The organism is Mesorhizobium sp. DCY119 (assembly GCF_003590645.1).
Classification (GTDB): Bacteria; Pseudomonadota; Alphaproteobacteria; order Rhizobiales; family Rhizobiaceae; genus Mesorhizobium_M.
The window spans coordinates 774,021-791,077 of record NZ_CP031834.1; the positions used below are offsets into that span (position 1 = coordinate 774,021).

Below are 17,057 nucleotides of genomic sequence, written 5' to 3' on the forward strand. Positions count from 1 at the left end.
GTTCGAAAAATGTCGGCGGCCATGCAGGAACTTCTCGCCATTCTCGACCTCGAGAAGCTCGAACACAACCTGTATCGTGGTCGCAGCCCGAAACTCGACTGGCAGCGCGTGTTCGGCGGGCAGACCATCGCGCAGGCGCTGGTCGCGGCGCAGCGCACAGTCGCGCCCGACCGTTATGTGCATTCGCTGCACGGCTATTTCATGCGTCCCGGCGATACGCAGGTTCCGATCATTTATGAAGTCGACCGCATCCGCGACGGCAAGAGTTTCACCACGCGGCGCGTCGTTGCCATCCAGCACGGCCATGCCATTTTTTCGCTGGAAGCCTCGTTCCAGCTTGACGAGCCGGGGTTGGAGCATCAGGTGCCGATGCCTCTCGGCGTGCCGGCGCCCGAGACGCTCGGCACGCAGAACGACCTGATCAAGGAATTCGGCGAGACGGTGCCGGAAGGTATTCGCCGCTATTGGGAGCGCGACAGGCCGGTGGAAATGAAGCCAGTGATGCTCAAGCACTATACCAGCCGCGAAAAGCTGGACCCGGAGCAGAACATCTGGATTCGCACCACTGGACCCGTGCCGGCAGATCGCGCCACCCAAGCCGCAGTGCTTGCCTACCTCTCGGACATGACGCTGCTCGACACCTCCACCTTCGCCCACGGACGCGCGGTCTTTGATCGCGACATCCAGGCGGCGAGCCTTGACCACGCCATGTGGTTCCACAGGCAGCATCCGCTTGACGGGTGGCTGCTCTATACGCAGGACAGCCCCTCGACGATCGGTGCTCGGGGCTTCACCCGCGGTACACTTTACGGGCAGGACGGCACGCTGATCGCCTCGGTGGCGCAGGAAGGGCTTATCCGCGTGAAGCGATAGCCTGCGGAATGTGCAAAATCTATAAATTGCCTAATTTATAGGCAATCATATAGTCGCTAAAGCGGTGACTTATACTGCGCTGCAGCAAAAACCCCTTGATTTACAACGCTTTAATGCCGGTTCTGCGAACTGGCACGGAGCTTGATTTACCCTGATCACTCTCCGGCTGCTCTCGGCAACCCGGCGAAGTCATGCAATCGCGGGTTCCCGCATAAGCAAGGGGTAAAAACCTTATGAAAATCGTGATGGCAATCATCAAGCCGTTCAAGCTCGACGAGGTGCGCGAAGCGCTCACCGCCGTCGGCATCCAGGGCCTGACCGTCACCGAAGTCAAAGGCTACGGGCGTCAGAAGGGGCATACGGAAATCTATCGCGGAGCCGAATACGCGGTCAGCTTCCTGCCGAAAGTGAAGATCGAAGTGGCCGTGGCCGCTGACATGGTCGAGAAGGCCGTCGAGGCGATTTCGAGCGCGGCAAAGACCGGGCAGATCGGCGACGGAAAGATTTTCGTCTTCGGTATCGACCAGGCGGTACGCATCCGCACCGGCGAAACCGACACCGACGCGCTTTGAGCGGGCCAATCGTATTCTCATGGAGATTTCAATGAATATTCCCACCACCTTGAAGAAGGCGGCCAAAACCGCGCTTCTGGGCTCGCTTGCCCTCGGCGCACTTGGCACGCTCGCAGCCTTCGCCCAGGAAACCGCGCCTGCTGCCGCGGACGCTGCTGCAGCCGCAGCACCCGCCGTTGCCGTGCCCGACAAGGGCGACACGACCTGGATGATGATCTCGACCATCCTCGTCCTGTTCATGGCCCTGCCGGGCCTCGCTTTGTTCTATGGCGGCCTCGTGCGCACCAAGAACATGCTTTCCGTCCTCATGCAGTGCACGATGATCGTGGCTGTCGTCATCATCATCTGGGTCGTCTACGGCTACTCCTTCGCCTTCGGTGGCGGCACCAGCCCGTATTGGGGCGGTCTCGGCAAGCTGTTCCTGTCGGGCGTCACGCCTGAGAGCACGGTAGCGACCTTCTCGGATGGCGTCGTCATCCCCGAACTGGTCTTCATCTGCTTCCAGATGACCTTCGCCTGCATCACGCCGGCCCTGATCGTCGGCGCCTTCGCCGAGCGCATCAAGTTCTCGGCCGTGATCCTGTTCGTGGCGCTGTGGGTCACCTTCGTCTACTTCCCGATCGCCCACATGGTCTGGGATTCGAGCGGCATGATCTTCAACTGGGGCGCTCTCGACTTCGCCGGCGGCACGGTCGTCCACATCAATGCCGGCATCGCCGCATTGGTCGGTGCGATCCTGGTCGGCAAGCGCAACGGCTACGGACGCGACAACATGGCTCCGCACTCGATGACGCTGACCATGGTCGGTGCCTCGATCCTGTGGGTGGGCTGGTTCGGCTTCAATGCCGGCTCCAACCTTGAAGCCACCGGCGGTGCAGCTCTTGCTATGATCAACACCTTCACCGCAACTGCCGGCGCAATCATCGCCTGGGTGGCGGTGGAATCGCTGGCCCGCAAGAAGGCCTCGATGCTCGGTGCTGCCTCCGGCATGATCGCCGGCCTGGTCGCCGTCACGCCCGCTGCCGGCATCGTCGGCCCGATCGGCGCGATCGTGCTCGGCGCCATCGCCAGCATCATCTGCTACTATTTCGTCACCGTGGTGAAGATCAAGGCCGGCTACGACGACTCGCTCGACGTGTTCGGCGTGCACGGCATCGGCGGTATCGTCGGCGCCATCGGCACCGGCATCTTCGCCTCGTCGGCGCTGGGTGGCATCGGCTATGCCGACGGCGTGACCATGGGCGCGCAGGTCTGGGTGCAGATCAAGGCGGTTCTCGTCACCATCGTCTGGTGCGGTGTCGGCTCTGCCATCCTCTACAAGATCGTCGATGTGATCGTCGGGCTGCGTCCGACCGTCGAAGCCGAATCGCAGGGCCTCGACCTCACCTCGCACGGCGAAGTGGCCTACCACTCGTAAGCTTCCAACCCGGCGACGCATGCCGTCGCCGGGTGAAAATCCCGTCGTGACCGGTTTGAAGGAGCCGTGTCACGCCTTTGAGGCCCGGTTCGTCCGGGCCTCTTTTTTTGACCGCCGGCAACATGTTCCGGTGGCTGCGGCGTGGTCTGGCGGACTGCGACCGAACTGCAACAGGGAGTGGGTTTCAGAAGCTCTCTTCACGAAAAAAATCACACCGTTATATAGACAGCTAATGAAAGCCGCCTATCTTGAGCGACTGAGGACACAAATCAGTTTGCGGCAGGCTCCATATTGTCGAAGCATTCACCGGACATGATGATGCAGGCCGATCCGGCGACGCTCAGCGCGGTCGCGCGCATCGCTGAAGCGCCCAAGGCTCCGCGGCTTCACGTCACGGCGGTCAGGGGCCAGCGGATTTGGTTCAAGCATTTCGGCGCCGAGCGGACGGCTTGGGGCAAGCGCCTGCACGCGCTGGTCTCGCCGCTGATGTATCCGCGGTTCATCAGGTCATCACTGCCGGCGAGCCCGGAAGGCAAGGCCGCGCGGGAACTGCGCAAGATCAAGGCCTTTCGCGGAGCTGGTTTTCGGGCGCCGGAAGTCTTCTATCAGCGCGGCGACGTTCTGGCCCTGTCCGACATGGGCGAGACGATGCAGGCGCAGATGATACAGCTGCGACAAGCAGGAGACATGGCAGCCCATGACAGCCTCCTGATAAGTGCAGCCAAGGCTCTGGGCGAGGTGCATGCGGCCGGCCTCTGCCACGGCCGCCCGCATCCGCGCGATTTCGTCGTCGACGATAATGGGCAGTTCGGCTTTCTAGACTTCGAGGAGGAACCGGAAGCAGTGATGCCATTGGCTGACGCGCAGGCGCGCGACGTCTGGCTGCTCTTTTTCCAGATCACTTATCGTGCCCGGCAACCCCAGACACCGACGCTGGCGCTGCAGGCCTACAAGGCTTCGGCCCCGAAGCCTACGCTGGAAGCGCTTTCGCAGCTGCTTCATTTCTTCCGGGTATTGATCCCGCTCGGCCGGGTCGCGGCGAAATTCCATCTCGGCGGCGACCTCGAGCGCTTCATGACGGCGATGGACTTTTTTCGCGACGCCGAAAAGGACGCCGCCGAGAAACGGTAGGCGAGCCTGTTTCATGTGCCGCGAAGTGCTGCATGGTTAATGCGGCCTTAACCTTCCCCCCGATAATCTGATCCTCGACTCTGCCCAAGGCGCGTTCGTGCCGAGGCAACACCATTTTTGGACGGGGAAAGAGGCATGCGTTCAGCCACACAACTCGCGCTGACCGATTCGGGACACGGCCTGCAGGCGTTTGCACGCAGGCAGGTGGGGCGGATTACCGGCCTTGCGTGTTTCGCGACGGTTGCCTTCGCGCTGGCCAGCCTTGGCACCTGGAACGTCGCCGACCCGAGCTTCAGCCATGCCACCGACAACCCGATCACCAACGCGATGGGCTATCCGGGCGCGGTGTTTTCCGATCTCGCCATGCAGTTCTACGGGTTGTCTTCCGTGGCTGCTCTCGTTCCTGCCGTGATCTGGGGCTTTTTCCTGGCGACCGCGCGTGGTGTCGACCGCATGCCGCGCCGGGCGCTGGCCTGGTTCGGCGCTTCGCTTTTATTTGCGGCCATTGCCGGCTGCACCACGCCACCCGCAACCTGGCCGCTGCCGACCGGGCTTGGCGGCGTCTTCGGCGACATGGTGCTGAAGGTTCCGGGCATGGCCACCGGTGGCTATCCGACCGGCTGGGTGGCAAGCCTGATCGCCGTGGTTCTGGCAGGGCCGGCGCTCTGGCTATTCGCTTTCGGTGCAGGGCTGATTTCGCGTCCCAACGGCTTTGCCGTCGTCGATCCCGACGAAAAGGACATGCGCGAGCAGGACCTGTCGTCCTCCTTCGACGATGACGACGAGGATGAAGGCATATTGGCGCTGGGCGCGATCACCCATTGGTGGCTGTCGTTCCGTGCCTTCCTGCGCCGCCGGGCTGCGCGCCGGAAGGAGCATGACGAATATCGCGACGTCGAGGTGCGCCCCGAAAGCGCATGGCGCCGTGCGGCCGAGCGCGTCGAATTTGCCGAGCAGGCCGAGGCGAAGGTCAGCGCCAAGGGCAGGGCGCGCGTCGAGCCGGAATTCTTCGCCGCCATGGTGTCCGACGGCCGCGTTCCCCACCACGAACTCGACGACGATATCGACGCGGAAGACGATCTCGACTTCATGCCGGGCGAGGCGGCGGAGCCGCGTTCGCCTGCAGCCCAGGTCCAGAATTTCAGGACGCCTGCAGCAGCATCCGCCCGCGTGGAGGCGCCCGCGCCGCGCCCAGTTCCCGGTGCGCGGGTCCAGCGCGAAGCCCAAACGTCGCTGATCGGTTCGAACAGCTTCGAAATGCCGTCGCTGCACTTCCTGACCGAGCCGAAGAATGTCGTGCGCGACGCCAGCCTGTCGAAGGACGCGCTGGAGCAGAATGCGCGCCTGCTCGAAGGCGTGCTGGAAGACTTCGGCGTCAAGGGCGAGATCATCCATGTCAGGCCCGGCCCGGTCGTCACGCTCTATGAACTGGAGCCGGCCCCTGGCATCAAGTCGTCTCGCGTCATCGGCCTTGCCGACGACATCGCACGCTCGATGAGCGCGATTGCCGCCCGCGTCGCCGTCGTTCCCGGCCGCAACGCCATCGGCATCGAACTGCCCAACGCCAAGCGCGAGACCGTTTATCTGCGCGAGATCATGGCGAGCCGCGATTTCGAGACGACCAAGGCCAAGCTGGCACTGGCGCTCGGCAAGACGATCAATGGCGAGGCCGTCATCGTCGACATCGCCAAGATGCCGCACGTTCTCGTTGCCGGCACCACCGGCTCGGGCAAGTCTGTCGCCATCAACACCATGATCCTGTCGCTGCTCTACCGCATGACGCCGCAGGAATGCCGCCTGATCATGATCGACCCGAAGATGCTCGAACTGTCGGTCTATGACGGCATCCCGCATCTGCTGACGCCCGTCGTGACCGACCCGAAGAAGGCGGTCGTGGCGCTGAAATGGACGGTGCGGGAGATGGAGGACCGCTACCGCAAGATGTCCAAGGTCGGCGTGCGCAACATCGACGGTTTCAATGCGCGCGTCGCGCAGGCGGAGAAGAAGGGCGAGCGCATTTCACGTACGGTGCAGACCGGCTTCGACCGCCAGACCGGCGAGGCGATCTACGAGACCGAAAACCTCGACCTCGAGCCGCTGCCCTACATCGTCGTCATCATCGACGAAATGGCCGACCTGATGATGGTCGCCGGCAAGGACATCGAAGGCGCGGTGCAGCGTCTGGCGCAGATGGCGCGTGCCGCCGGCATCCATGTCATCATGGCAACGCAGCGTCCGTCGGTCGACGTCATCACCGGAACGATCAAGGCCAATTTCCCGACCCGCATCTCCTTCCAGGTGACGTCGAAGATCGACAGCCGCACCATCCTGGGCGAGCAGGGCGCCGAGCAGCTGCTCGGCATGGGCGACATGCTCTATATGGCCGGCGGCGGGCGCATCCAGCGCGTGCACGGACCGTTCGTCTCCGACGACGAGGTCGAGAAGATCGTCGGCCATCTCAAGCTGCAGGGCGTGCCCGAATATCTCGATGCCATCACCGAGGATGACGGCGAGGACGACGATGACGCACCGTCCGGCAAGGGCGGCGGTGGCGGCGGCAATTTCGAGGATTCCGACGATCCTTACGATCAGGCGGTCGCGGTGGTCCTGCGCGATGGCAAGGCCTCGACCAGCTACATCCAGCGCCGCCTCGGTATCGGTTACAACCGAGCCGCCTCGATCATCGAGAAAATGGAGCAGGAAGGCATCGTTGGCCCCGCCAACCACGCCGGAAAGCGCGAAATTCTGGTGCCGACGGAGGATGATAAGTTTTAGACGGTGTGAGTTTAAAATGACGCAGGCGTGATGGTTTGCCTCTTGCCGCCGACAAACTTCAGCCCAAGTAGAAGCCTATAGATCAAAGCTCATTTGACGCATTCGAGAGTGATGACCCGCATGAACAAAAACGCTTCGACCCTGACCCCGCGACTGCAGATGGCCCGCCGCGGCTTCCTTGGGCTGGCGGTTGCGGCTTTCGGCGTGGTTGGGCTGCAGGCGATGCCGGGTTTCGACATGATCGCGGCGGCGCAGGCCGCCCCGACGGATGCCGCGCAGAAGATCGCCGATCATTTCGCCAGCGTTCGCACCATGACCGGCGAGTTCGTGCAGTTCGGCCCGCGCGGCGAGCAGACCGGCGGCAAGTTCTTCATCGAGCGTCCGGGCAAGATCCGCTTCGACTATGACGGCGCGTCGCGCTTCCAGGTGGTCTCGGACGGCCAGTCGGTCGTGCTCGACAACAGGAAGATGAACACGGTCGATCTCTACCCGCTGTCGAAGACGCCGCTGAAGCTTTTGCTCGATGAGCGCATCGATCTCTCCGGCAACAAGGTCCGGAGCGTCAAGGAAGAGGACGACCTCACCACGATCCAGCTTGCCGACAAATCGGTGTTCGGCAACTCGACCATCACCATGATGTTCGATCCGAAATCCTACGAGCTGCGCCAATGGACGATCAAGGACGCGCAGGGCAAGGACACGACGGTGATGATCTTCAACGTCAAGCAGGGCGTGAAGTTCGATCAGGACCTGTTCAAGATCGACTACAAGCGCAATCTCGACGTCAACAAGAAGAAAAACAACCGTTAGGCCAGGCGCTGCCTGCGCTTTAACTGTGGACAGGGTTCGCAGCCGGGGTCGAGGCTGCGCTCGACCTTGTAATTGATGCCTTGCGCTGCCACTTTCCGGCCTTCTTTTTCGCAAGTGCCGGATTTCCCCAATGCCTTTCTCGATTGCCACCTGGAACATCAATTCCGTGCGGCTGCGCATGCCGCTGGTGGAGCGCCTCCTCCTTGAAAACGCACCCGACGTGCTGTGCCTGCAGGAGACGAAATGCCCGGACGACCAGTTTCCGTCTGCGGCCTTCCGCAAGCTCGGCTACGAGCATATCGCGATCAGCGGCCAGAAGGGCTATCACGGCGTCGCGACGGTGGCGCGGCGGCCGCTCGAAATCGTCGAGAAGCGCGAGTTCTGCCAGAAGGGCGATTGCCGGCATCTTTCGGTGCGGGTGAATGCCGGCGGCAAGCAGCTTCTCGTGCACAATTTCTACGTTCCGGCTGGCGGCGACGAGCCGGACCCGGAGATCAACCCGAAATTCCGCCACAAGCTCGATTTCGTCGCCGAGATGAATGCCATCCGCGCCGACCATGACGACAATTCGGGGTCGGTGCTGGTCGGCGATCTCAACATAGCGCCGCTGGAGCACGATGTCTGGTCGCACAAGCAGCTGCTGAAAGTGGTCAGCCACACGCCGATCGAGACGGAGAATTTCGAGGCGATGCGCAAGGCCGGCGACTGGGTCGACCTGATGCGGCTAAACGTGCCCGACGAGCAGAAGATCTACACCTGGTGGAGCTACCGCGCCCAGGATTGGGAAACCTCCGACCGCGGCCGGCGTCTCGACCATGTCTGGTCTTCGTCCAATCTGGTTCCGAGCTTCGGCGGCTACGAAATCCTGCGCGCTGCGCGCGGCTGGGACAGGCCGTCGGACCATGTGCCGGTGATTGCGCGTTTCGATCTCGACTAGAGATAACCCGCTCTCGCGTTTTCGCCCTACGGTAGCAGCCGGGGCGCGACTTCCTCGATGCGGCGGATGAGCGCCTGAAGCTCTTCGACGATGCGCTGGTGAAGTGCTATGGCGAGGTCGGGATATTCCCCGAGGATGCGGTGGAACATTTTCCGATTCAGCCGCAGCACTTCCGAATCGGTGGCGGCGGCTGCACTGGTCAGGCGCCTGGTGTCGGCGATCAGCGCCAGCTCGCCAAGTATGGAGCCCGGCTTGACGACCGCGATCGGCGTGCGCTTGGGGTCGTCTTCGCGAAACAGGACGATGCTGCCCTTGACGACGATATAGGCCGAATCGGCCTCGTCCTCCTCCAGAAACAGCTTGCGCTCCGCCGGCAGCCGCATCGGTTCTGCCCCGAAGGCGAGCAGGCGCAGCTGTTCCTGGCTGAAGCCCTCGAAAAGCCCCACGCCGGACAGAATGCGGATGTCATCATCCAGCGCCATTGCGTCCCCGAATTCCTGGCCTGGTCAGTCCTCCCGTTCGTGCGGCCCCCCGACCGCAAACCGGTCAGGGAACCAGCTTGTATCCGCCGCTTTCTGTCACAAGAATTTCAGCATTGGAAGGATCGCGCTCTATCTTCTGGCGCAGGCGATAGACATGGGTTTCCAGCGTGTGCGTGGTGACACCCGAATTATAGCCCCAGACCTCCTCCAGGAGGACGTCGCGGGTAACGACTTTCTGGTCTGCACGATAGAGATATTTGATGATGGACGCCTCCTTTTCGGTCAGGCGCACCTTGGCGCCGCGCTGGTCGAGAAGCAGTTTCTGGCTGGGTTTGAACGTATAGGGACCAATCGAAAAGGTTGCGTCCTCACTTTGCTCATGCTGGCGCAGCTGCGCGCGGATGCGGGCGAGCAGGACGGCGAAGCGGAACGGCTTCGTCACATAGTCGTTGGCGCCGGCTTCCAGCCCGAGGATGGTGTCGGAATCGGTGTCATGCCCGGTCAGCATGATGATCGGCGCCTTGTAGCCGCCCTTGCGCAGCAGCTTGACGGCTTCGCGGCCGTCCATGTCCGGCAGGCCGACATCCATGATCAGGAGATCGATCAGGCCGCCGCGTGCAACCGATACGCCCTTGGCGGCAGTGGCTTCCTGCAACACGTCGAATTCCTCGTAGAGCGAAAGTTGCTCGACAAGGGTCGTGCGCAGGTCTTCGTCATCGTCGACAATCAGGATGGTGCGGGAGGTCATGGATCAATCCGTTGTTTTGAAATGTATAATTCTGTTGACCAGTGATCGTTTATGCGGAACCTGATCTTCAGAACAGGCCAGTCACGGTGATTTGCTTCCGTATGCAATCATACTCCAAAAAACGTGAGCGCAATGGGGCAGGTGCAAAAAACCGACATGGGATCAAAACCTTGGTGGTTCGCGCACGCCCCGGGCACCCTTCGCAAGGGTTGCTGAATGCCGGCGGCACGGTGTTTTCCTGTGCGCTGGGGCGCGGCGGCATAACCGCCAACAAGCGCGAGGGCGATGGCGGCACGCCGCTGGCGGCGATGCGCATTCTTTCAGGTTATTTCCGGCAGGATCATTTTTTCGGGCGGCATACACGGCTGAAGATGACGCCGATCGATTCAGCACTTGGCTGGTGCGAGGTGCCGCAGGACCGCAACTACAATCGGCCCGTCAGGCTGCCTTACGCGGCGAGCCACGAGCATATGCTGCGCGACGACAGGCTCTACGATGCCTGCCTGGTGCTCGACTGGAATATTTCGCCGCGCCTGCGCGGGCGCGGCAGCGCCATATTTTTCCATCTGGCGCGGCCCGGTTTCACGCCGACGCAAGGCTGCGTGGCGGTGACGGCCAAGGTGATGGCGCGGCTGCTGCCGCTTCTGTCGGATCGGACCGTGCTGAAGGTGGTGCGCTAGCCGCGCGAACGGAACTCGTCGACCGGCAGCTTGCTCATCGCGCGATCGACTGCGGCAGCAATGTCGTGCCTGTCGACGCCGATATCGTGCAAATAGCGCTCCGGGAGCGTCTTCAGCTCGTCGGCTGCCTTGAACCTTGTCAACCAGTTGCGAAGTGTCGCGCGGATGCGAAGGCTCAGCAAAGGAGCCGGCCGTGCCGAAGCGGTGAAGCCCAAATCGTCTGTGTAGTAGGCCATGATCGTCTTCTTTCAAGAAGGATTTTAAACGCTTGTCTGATGTTCATAGTATTGGATTGAAGCTGCTGCGAAAAACGAGTAGTTTTCACCGTATCTGATAATTCAGTTTGAAGATCGATCATGTCTGGCCATCTCCCGGGAATTCGCGCGCTGAAGACGCTGGAGGCGGCCGGCCGGCATCTCAATTTCAGCCGGGCTGCTGCCGAGCTGGGCCTGACGCCGGCTGCGGTCAGCCACCAGATCAAGGAATTCGAAGAACAGCTGGGAATCAGCCTGTTCCTGCGCACAAGCCGGATGATGGAGCTGACGCAGGCCGGCGAGATCCTCCACGCAGCCGTCACCGAAGCGCTCACTGGCCTGACGCGCGCGGCGGTGCGCGTGCAGAAGATACGGTCCAACATGCGGCTGCGGGTCAGCGCATCGACGTCGATCGCCGCCAAATGGCTGGTGCCGCGCCTGGAAAAGTTCATGCAGCAATGGCCCGATGTCGACATAAGGCTCGACGTTTCGACCAGCCTGCGCGATTTCACCCGCGACGACATCGACGTCGCCTTTCGCTGGGGGCGCGGCCAGTATCCCGGCGCGCGGGCCGATCGGATGTTCGAGCACTCGATTATCCCGGTCTGCAGCCCGGCCCTGCTTGAAGCCAAGGGGCCTCTGACGGAGCCGCGCGACCTGCTGAAATGCCGGCTGATCCACGTTTCGTGGAGCGGTCTCGGCGTAACCTGGCCAGACTGGCGCATGTGGATGCTGGCTGCCGGCATCGGGGATTTCGATGACAGCCCTGGCCTGCATTTCGCCGAGACCGGGCCGGCGATACAGGCGGCAATCGACGGTCACGGCATTGCGCTCGGCGATGCCTGGATGGTAGCCGACGATCTCGCCGCTGGCCGGCTGGTAAAACCCTTCGCGCTGTCGATCGACGGTCCGCCGCAGTTTGCCTACTATATCGTCACGCCCCTCGAAGCGGCGGACGACCCGCTGATCAGGACTTTTCGCGAATGGGTTCTGGAGCAGGCAGCCGACACGCCACGCATGCCGGAGGCTGCACGCCCCACCAGCCTATGATCGCGCCCGCTCTTCCAGTGCGCGCAAACGCCGTCAAGCGTAGCGCCAGACCGTCGTGCGCTTGACCTCGGCGTCCTCCAGAGCGCGGGTGACCGGCACCTGATAGACGGCCAGCGCCTGCATCCGCTCCTTCGGCAGATAGGCACGGCCGGGATCGCCGATGAGGATTTCGGTGCCGCGCCGGCTGAGTTCGGAAAACCATGGGATCAGCCGGTCGGCGAAGGGCTTTTCGTAGAAGACGTCGCCGGCGAGGATGACGTCCCAGCCTTCATCTGCACCCACGAGATCGGCGCCGGAAAACACGGCGGAAACACCATTGGCCTGCGTGTTGAGCGCGATCGCCGCTTCGCAGAAAGGGTCTATGTCGGCGGCAGTCACTTCGCCAGCGCCGGCTTTCATGGCCGCGATTGCGACGAGACCGGAGCCGGAGGCGAAATCGAGCACGCGCTTGCCGCACACCGTCTCGGGGTGGTCGAGAATGTAACGCGCCAGCCCCTGCCCGCCGGCCCAGGCAAAGGCCCAGAAGGGCGGCGGCAGGCCGATCTCGGCAAGCTCTTCTTCCGTCTTCTTCCAGAGGTCATGCGCCTCGTCGGCGAGATGAAGCAGAACCTCCGGCACATGCGGCGGGGTCATCAGCGCCGTGTTGGCGCGGATGAAGCTTTCGGCCTCCGCTGGCGTCACGGTGCGGGGTCGAGGCCGCCCATGCGGCAGACTTCGCGCCATTCGTCCGATGTCACCGGCTGCACCGACAGGCGCATGGAGGTGACGAGCGCCATTTTGGCGAGCTTCGGATTGGCCTTCACGTCGACCAGCGTCACCGGCTTGGGCACGTCGCGCACGGCGCGGATATCGACGCATTCCCAGCGCGGGTCTTCGGTCGTGGTATCGTGATGGGCAAGCGCGCAGACCTCGGCGATGCCGACAACTTCCAGCCCCTCATTGGAGTGGTAGAAGAAGCCGAGATCGCCGATCTGCATGGCGCGCATGTTGTTGCGCGCCAGATAATTGCGCACGCCGTCCCACTGCGTGCCTTCCTTGCCCTTCGCCTTCAGCATGTCGAAGGAGAATTTGAACGGCTCGGATTTGAACAGCCAGTAGTTCATCTTTTTGCTCCCTGTCGTGCCTTCGGCCGCCTCTTGTGGTTCAGGCGCTCGCCGGGTTGTTGAAGACCCAGTTCCAGGGTTGCACCTCGACGCTTTCGAACAGGCCCGCCTTGGCGAAGGGGTCGTTGCCCGAAATCTCCGTTGCCGCTGCCTTGTCGGCAGCTTCGACGACGACGAGGCTGCCGCAGGGCTTGCCGTCATCGTCGAGAAACGGGCCGGCGAATTTCAGCGTGCCGGCGTCGTTGAGGCCGTTGAGGAAGGTGACGTGTTCCGGGCGCGTGTCGAGGCGCAGTTGCAGATGACCCGGCTTGTCCTTGCAGATGAACGCAAACAGCATGTTTTCAGCTCCTGTTTCTATTCGGCTTCGTGGCGAAGCGGGCGCGACATCAGCGCCGAGACCGCTTCCTGGATGGTGATGGCGCCGGCAAGGATGCCGGCGACGGCGGTGATGATCGGCGCGTCGACGCCGCGCTCTTTGGCGATGCGGGCGGCAATGCCGGCGGTGGCGACGCCTTCGGCCAGCGGGCGGCCTGCGAGCGGTTCGCCGCGTCCCAGCGCCAGCCCGTAGGTGAAATTGCGTGACTGCGCCGACGAACATGTCAGCAGCAGGTCGCCGAGGCCAGAAAGGCCCATCAGCGTTTCAGGCTCGGCGCCGAAGGCAGCGCCGATGCGGCGCAGTTCGACGAAGCCGCGCGTGACCATCGCGGCTTGCGCGCTGGCGCCAAGGCCGGCGCCGGTGACGGCGCCTGCTGCGATGGCAAAGACATTCTTCAGCGCGCCGCCGATTTCGACGCCGACAAGATCGCCGGTCGAATAGCAGCGGAAGCCGGCGGTGGAAAAGCGCAATGCGAGCGCTGCGGCGCGCGCCTCGTCCTGCGCGCCCACCACGACGGCCGTCGGCAAGCTTCTCGCCACATCCGAGGCGAAGCTAGGGCCGGACAGAGCCGCGACGGGGTTTTGCGGCAGGATTTCGCCAGCGATCTGCGACAGAAGCGTGCCGGTGGTGCTTTCGATGCCCTTGGCGCAGAGAACCAGCGGCACATGTGCCGGAATTTTTCCCTTCACCTCGCCGAGCACCGCGCGCAACACCTGCGCCGGGGTGACGACGAGCACGCAGTCCACGCCCTCCAGTGCCGCATTGAGGTCGGTGGTTGCTTCAAGTGCCGGGTCGAGGCGGATGCCGGGGAGATAGCGCGGATTCTCGCCCTGGCCGATCGCCGTCACCATGGCTTCGTCACGCGCCCACAGCCGCACTGCATTGCCCGCGCGGGCCATGGTCAGCGCAAGGGCCGTGCCCCAGGCGCCGCCGCCCAGCACGGTGATGCGATAGTTGCTCATGCCTTGGCTCCCCGCCGGCCCGAGCCGATCATGGGCGCGGAAATGCTGTCGAGCGGCCAGCGCGAGCGCGGCACGAAATCCATCGCGTCGGGCTCGACCAGCCCGGCGCGGATGCGCTCGATGCCGGCCCAGGCGATCATCGCGGCATTGTCGGTGCACAGCACATGCGGCGGCGCGATGAAGCTGAAGCCGTGACCGGCGCATAATGTCTCAAGCGTCGAGCGAATCTGGCGATTGGCCGCGACGCCACCGGCAACGACCAGCGCCGGCGTCTTCACATCGGGATATTCCTCGCGGAAGCGGGCGAGGCTGCGGTCGACGCGGTCGCCGAGCGCGTCCGACACGGCCAACTGGAACGAGGCGCAGATATCAGCGACATCCTGCTCGCTGAGCGGGGCGATGGCCGTTGCCGCCTGCCGCACGGCGGTCTTGAGGCCGGAGAAGGAGAAATCCGGGCGGGCCTCACCCTTCATCGGGCGGGGGAAAGCAAAGCGTTTTGCGTTGCCGCTCGCTGCTGCCTTCTCGACATTCGGGCCGCCGGGATAGGGCAGGCCGAGCATCTTGGCCGTCTTGTCGAAGGCTTCGCCGAGTGCGTCGTCTATTGTGGTCGCCCAACGCTGGTAGTCACCGACGCCTCGCACCAGCACGATCTGCGTATGACCGCCGGAAACGAGCAGCAGCAGGTAGGGAAAGGCCAGCCCGTCGGTGAGCCGCGCCGTCAGCGCATGGCCTTCGAGATGGTTGACCGCGATCAGCGGCTTGCCGGTGGCGGCAGCGATCGCCTTGGCCGTCATCAGGCCGACGATTAGCCCGCCGACGAGGCCGGGTCCGGCGGTGGCGGCGATGGCGTCGATCTCGGAAAGCGTCACATCCGAATCGGCAAGGGCTGCCTCGATGATGCCGTCCAGCGCCTCGACATGGGCGCGCGCGGCGATCTCCGGTACGACGCCGCCGAAGGCTGCGTGCTCCTCGATCTGGCTCAGCACGACATTCGACAGGATCTCAGGTGCAGCACCCTCGCGCAGGCCGACCACGCTGGCCGCTGTCTCATCGCAGCTCGTTTCGATGCCGAGCACGCGGATCATGGCGTCATTTCGTTGCATTGCCCGACCGTGATTTCCCCGATAGGAGATGCGGGGCGAAAACCCCATTCGCCGGGTGGGTATCACGGACCGAGCGTCATGCAAACTAGAGCGTTGAAAATCGGAACTCGCGGCAGTCCGCTGGCGCTGGCGCAAGCCGTGGAAACGCGCGCGCGGCTGGTTGCGGCGCACAGCCTTCCCGAAGACGCCTTCGAGATCGTGCCGCTTTCGACCAGCGGCGACCGCATCCAGGACCGGCCGCTTTCGGAAGTGGGCGGCAAGGGGCTTTTCACCAAGGAACTCGAGGATGCGCTGTATGACGGGCGCATCGACATCGCCGTGCATTCCTCGAAAGACATGGCGACCGTGCTGCCGGAAGGGCTCGAGGTCTCCACCTTCCTGCCGCGCGAAGACCCGCGCGACGCCTTCATCGGCAAGCTGGCGCCGTCGATTGCAGAGTTGCCGCACGGCGCGACCGTCGGCTCGTCATCGCTGCGGCGGCAGGCGCTGATCCGGCGCATGCGGCCCGACCTGAAGGTGGTGATGTTTCGCGGCAATGTGCAGACGCGGCTGCGCAAGCTGGAAGAAGGCATTGCAGCCGGCACCATCCTCGCCAATGCCGGGCTGCGTCGTCTCGGGCTGGAAAGCGTCATCACCGATCTGATGCCGCTCGAAAAATTTCCGCCGGCTCCCGGCCAAGGTGCGATCGGCATCGAGCACCGCTCCAGCGATAGCGAGGTGCGCGATCTGCTCGCCGCCATTCACGATGCGCCGACGGGTCATGCGCTGGCCTGCGAGCGGGCCTATCTCGCCGCGCTTGACGGCTCGTGCCGCACGCCGATTGCCGGTCATGCCGTGATCGAGGGCGATCATCTGTCGTTCAGCGGCGTCATCCTTTCGCCGGATGGAACCGAGGCGCATGAGGTGCGGGGCGAGGGCAAGGCGACCGATGCGGCGCAAATCGGCCGCGCGGCGGGCGAAGACGTTCGTGCACGCGCCGGAACGCGCTTTTTCGAGGGCTGGAGCTGAATGCGGCCCCGCGTGCTGGTGACACGGCCGGAACCCGGCGCGTCGGCCACCGCACGCCGGCTTGAAGAAGTGGGGTTTTCGCCTGTTATTATGCCGCTATCGGAAACGCTGGCGCTGCCGGTCGATGTGTCTGCGATCCCGCACGACATGGATGCAGTTGTCGTCACCAGCGCCAACGCGATACGCCATGCTTCAGACGATCTGATTGCATCTCTGGCAGGCCGGCGCTTGTTCGCGGTTGGCAGGAAAACGGCGAAGGCCGCGCGGGAAGCCGGTTTTGCCAGTGTCATTGAAGGTTCCGGCGACGCGGTGGGCCTTGCGGACAAGATCGTGGCCGAACTGCCGGCGGGTTCCAGAATCCTGTATTTGACCGGGCGAGTCCGGCTCGACCATTTCGAACGCAGCGTCGCCGAATCGGGATTGCGCATTTTTGTGACGGAGACCTACGACACACGCAGGATCGACTATCCGGAGGAAGCCGTCGCCTCGTTGCTGGCGGGGGTCAAATCGACGCGGTTCTGCTCTATTCGGCCAAGGCCGCGGAAGCGTTGTCCAGCCTCGCCGGGCAACCCGGGATGCATTCCCTTTTCGCGACAGCGCGCTATTTTTGTCTGTCCGACCGTGTTGCAGCTTCCCTGAACGCGGCGGAAAAGGACCGGATTTCGATAGCGGCCGAGCCGACAGAGGATGCATTGTTGTCGCTGCTGAAGGCCGACCGCTGAACGCGCCATCACCCGGCCCCTTTTCACGTCATGCTGGTGTGGTACTGATCTTTT

At 63.4% G+C, this 17,057-nt stretch carries 19 protein-coding genes and 1 pseudogene; 12 read left to right on the plus strand and 8 right to left on the minus strand.

The window, feature by feature from the left end; translation table 11 throughout:
- Positions 1 to 9: 9 nt before the first annotated feature.
- The 7 genes from DZG07_RS03700 to DZG07_RS03730 all read left to right on the plus strand — a co-directional run bounded on the left by DZG07_RS03700 (position 10) and on the right by DZG07_RS03730 (position 8,515).
- Positions 10 to 873, plus strand: coding sequence for an acyl-CoA thioesterase II (locus DZG07_RS03700; protein WP_119814379.1), 864 nt, complete (start codon positions 10 to 12; stop codon positions 871 to 873).
- Positions 874 to 1,106: 233 nt separating this feature from the next.
- Positions 1,107 to 1,445, plus strand: coding sequence for a P-II family nitrogen regulator (locus DZG07_RS03705; RefSeq protein WP_091908789.1), 339 nt, complete (start codon positions 1,107 to 1,109; stop codon positions 1,443 to 1,445).
- Positions 1,446 to 1,476: 31 nt separating this feature from the next.
- Complete coding sequence (locus DZG07_RS03710) at positions 1,477 to 2,862, plus strand: ammonium transporter (protein ID WP_119821369.1); 1,386 nt, start codon at positions 1,477 to 1,479, stop codon at positions 2,860 to 2,862.
- Between the two features lie 291 nt (positions 2,863 to 3,153).
- On the plus strand, positions 3,154 to 3,993 hold the full coding sequence (locus DZG07_RS03715; RefSeq protein WP_133304720.1) for a serine/threonine protein phosphatase: 840 nt from the start codon (positions 3,154 to 3,156) through the stop codon (positions 3,991 to 3,993).
- A gap of 135 nt (positions 3,994 to 4,128) precedes the next feature.
- Positions 4,129 to 6,768 carry a DNA translocase FtsK gene (locus tag DZG07_RS03720; RefSeq protein WP_119814385.1) on the plus strand — a complete coding sequence of 880 codons (2,640 nt, stop codon included), beginning with the start codon at positions 4,129 to 4,131 and terminating at the stop codon, positions 6,766 to 6,768.
- A gap of 222 nt (positions 6,769 to 6,990) precedes the next feature.
- Positions 6,991 to 7,578: an outer membrane lipoprotein carrier protein LolA gene (locus DZG07_RS03725; RefSeq protein ID WP_244537726.1), complete on the plus strand. Its 588-nt coding sequence runs from the start codon at positions 6,991 to 6,993 to the stop codon at positions 7,576 to 7,578.
- Positions 7,579 to 7,708: 130 nt separating this feature from the next.
- On the plus strand, positions 7,709 to 8,515 hold the full coding sequence (locus DZG07_RS03730; protein WP_119814387.1) for an exodeoxyribonuclease III: 807 nt from the start codon (positions 7,709 to 7,711) through the stop codon (positions 8,513 to 8,515).
- A gap of 26 nt (positions 8,516 to 8,541) precedes the next feature.
- Here the strand turns inward: DZG07_RS03730 and DZG07_RS03735 are convergent, their stop codons facing one another.
- A complete protein-coding gene (locus tag DZG07_RS03735) occupies positions 8,542 to 8,997 on the minus strand; it encodes a cyclic nucleotide-binding domain-containing protein (RefSeq protein WP_091908805.1) in 456 nt (151 codons plus the stop codon).
- Between the two features lie 64 nt (positions 8,998 to 9,061).
- Complete coding sequence (locus DZG07_RS03740; protein WP_119814389.1) at positions 9,062 to 9,745, minus strand: response regulator transcription factor; 684 nt, start codon at positions 9,743 to 9,745, stop codon at positions 9,062 to 9,064.
- A gap of 86 nt (positions 9,746 to 9,831) precedes the next feature.
- On the opposite strand from DZG07_RS03740, the gene DZG07_RS03745 reads away from it, so the two are divergent.
- Positions 9,832 to 10,425, plus strand: a complete 594-nt coding sequence (locus DZG07_RS03745; protein ID WP_119821371.1) for a L,D-transpeptidase — start codon at positions 9,832 to 9,834, stop codon at positions 10,423 to 10,425.
- On the opposite strand, the gene DZG07_RS03750 is transcribed toward DZG07_RS03745, so the two are convergent.
- A complete protein-coding gene (locus DZG07_RS03750; protein WP_119814391.1) occupies positions 10,422 to 10,661 on the minus strand; it encodes a DUF1127 domain-containing protein in 240 nt (79 codons plus the stop codon). The genes DZG07_RS03745 and DZG07_RS03750 overlap by 4 nt on opposite strands.
- A gap of 120 nt (positions 10,662 to 10,781) precedes the next feature.
- Between DZG07_RS03750 and gcvA the strand changes: the two genes are divergently transcribed.
- Positions 10,782 to 11,729: a transcriptional regulator GcvA gene (gcvA, locus tag DZG07_RS03755; RefSeq protein WP_091908814.1), complete on the plus strand. Its 948-nt coding sequence runs from the start codon at positions 10,782 to 10,784 to the stop codon at positions 11,727 to 11,729.
- A 33-nt stretch (positions 11,730 to 11,762) separates the two neighbouring features.
- On the opposite strand, the gene DZG07_RS03760 is transcribed toward gcvA, so the two are convergent.
- From DZG07_RS03760 to tsaD, 5 genes are read right to left on the minus strand one after another with little or no spacing between them, the layout of a single operon-like run.
- Positions 11,763 to 12,452 (minus strand): methyltransferase, encoded by a 690-nt coding sequence (locus tag DZG07_RS03760; RefSeq protein WP_119814393.1) that lies wholly within the window; start codon positions 12,450 to 12,452, stop codon positions 11,763 to 11,765.
- Positions 12,407 to 12,832 carry an EVE domain-containing protein gene (locus DZG07_RS03765; RefSeq protein WP_119814395.1) on the minus strand — a complete coding sequence of 142 codons (426 nt, stop codon included), beginning with the start codon at positions 12,830 to 12,832 and terminating at the stop codon, positions 12,407 to 12,409. The genes DZG07_RS03760 and DZG07_RS03765 overlap by 46 nt, the downstream gene beginning before the upstream one ends.
- A 40-nt stretch (positions 12,833 to 12,872) precedes the next feature.
- Positions 12,873 to 13,169 carry a YciI-like protein gene (locus DZG07_RS03770; protein ID WP_091908823.1) on the minus strand — a complete coding sequence of 99 codons (297 nt, stop codon included), beginning with the start codon at positions 13,167 to 13,169 and terminating at the stop codon, positions 12,873 to 12,875.
- Between the two features lie 17 nt (positions 13,170 to 13,186).
- Entirely contained in the window at positions 13,187 to 14,170 is a 984-nt protein-coding gene (locus tag DZG07_RS03775; protein ID WP_119814398.1) for an NAD(P)H-dependent glycerol-3-phosphate dehydrogenase, read from the minus strand.
- The gene (gene tsaD, locus DZG07_RS03780) at positions 14,167 to 15,252 is read right to left on the minus strand and encodes a tRNA (adenosine(37)-N6)-threonylcarbamoyltransferase complex transferase subunit TsaD (RefSeq protein WP_197716901.1); all 1,086 of its coding nucleotides are present in this window, start codon (positions 15,250 to 15,252) and stop codon (positions 14,167 to 14,169) included. The genes DZG07_RS03775 and tsaD overlap by 4 nt, the downstream gene beginning before the upstream one ends.
- Positions 15,253 to 15,351: 99 nt before the next feature.
- Here tsaD and hemC point away from each other — a divergent pair, with 99 nt between their 5' ends.
- From hemC to DZG07_RS24390, 3 genes and pseudogenes are all read left to right on the plus strand, one after another.
- On the plus strand, positions 15,352 to 16,281 hold the full coding sequence (gene hemC / locus DZG07_RS03785) for a hydroxymethylbilane synthase (protein WP_119814403.1): 930 nt from the start codon (positions 15,352 to 15,354) through the stop codon (positions 16,279 to 16,281).
- Between the two features lie 90 nt (positions 16,282 to 16,371).
- Positions 16,372 to 16,716 (plus strand): annotated as a pseudogene (locus tag DZG07_RS24385) (uroporphyrinogen-III synthase); the annotation flags it as partial.
- 113 nt (positions 16,717 to 16,829) lie between these two features.
- Positions 16,830 to 17,003, plus strand: a complete 174-nt coding sequence (locus DZG07_RS24390; RefSeq protein WP_348626410.1) for a hypothetical protein — start codon at positions 16,830 to 16,832, stop codon at positions 17,001 to 17,003.
- Positions 17,004 to 17,057: the final 54 nt, after the last annotated feature.

Bases quoted from the DNA above. Each gene is read 5' to 3' on its own strand.
- DZG07_RS03700 (WP_119814379.1), top strand. From the start codon at position 10: ATGTCGGCGGCCATGCAGGAACTTCTCGCCATTCTCGACCTCGAGAAG.
- DZG07_RS03705 (WP_091908789.1), top strand. From the start codon at position 1,107: ATGAAAATCGTGATGGCAATCATCAAGCCGTTCAAGCTCGACGAGGTG.
- DZG07_RS03710 (WP_119821369.1), top strand. From the start codon at position 1,477: ATGAATATTCCCACCACCTTGAAGAAGGCGGCCAAAACCGCGCTTCTG.
- DZG07_RS03720 (WP_119814385.1), top strand. From the start codon at position 4,129: ATGCGTTCAGCCACACAACTCGCGCTGACCGATTCGGGACACGGCCTG.
- DZG07_RS03725 (WP_244537726.1), top strand. From the start codon at position 6,991: ATGCCGGGTTTCGACATGATCGCGGCGGCGCAGGCCGCCCCGACGGAT.
- DZG07_RS03730 (WP_119814387.1), top strand. From the start codon at position 7,709: ATGCCTTTCTCGATTGCCACCTGGAACATCAATTCCGTGCGGCTGCGC.
- DZG07_RS03735 (WP_091908805.1), bottom strand. From the start codon at position 8,997: ATGGCGCTGGATGATGACATCCGCATTCTGTCCGGCGTGGGGCTTTTC.
- DZG07_RS03740 (WP_119814389.1), bottom strand. From the start codon at position 9,745: ATGACCTCCCGCACCATCCTGATTGTCGACGATGACGAAGACCTGCGC.
- DZG07_RS03750 (WP_119814391.1), bottom strand. From the start codon at position 10,661: ATGGCCTACTACACAGACGATTTGGGCTTCACCGCTTCGGCACGGCCG.
- gcvA (WP_091908814.1), top strand. From the start codon at position 10,782: ATGTCTGGCCATCTCCCGGGAATTCGCGCGCTGAAGACGCTGGAGGCG.
- DZG07_RS03760 (WP_119814393.1), bottom strand. From the start codon at position 12,452: ATGGCGCGAAGTCTGCCGCATGGGCGGCCTCGACCCCGCACCGTGACG.
- DZG07_RS03765 (WP_119814395.1), bottom strand. From the start codon at position 12,832: ATGAACTACTGGCTGTTCAAATCCGAGCCGTTCAAATTCTCCTTCGAC.
- DZG07_RS03770 (WP_091908823.1), bottom strand. From the start codon at position 13,169: ATGCTGTTTGCGTTCATCTGCAAGGACAAGCCGGGTCATCTGCAACTG.
- DZG07_RS03775 (WP_119814398.1), bottom strand. From the start codon at position 14,170: ATGAGCAACTATCGCATCACCGTGCTGGGCGGCGGCGCCTGGGGCACG.
- hemC (WP_119814403.1), top strand. From the start codon at position 15,352: ATGCAAACTAGAGCGTTGAAAATCGGAACTCGCGGCAGTCCGCTGGCG.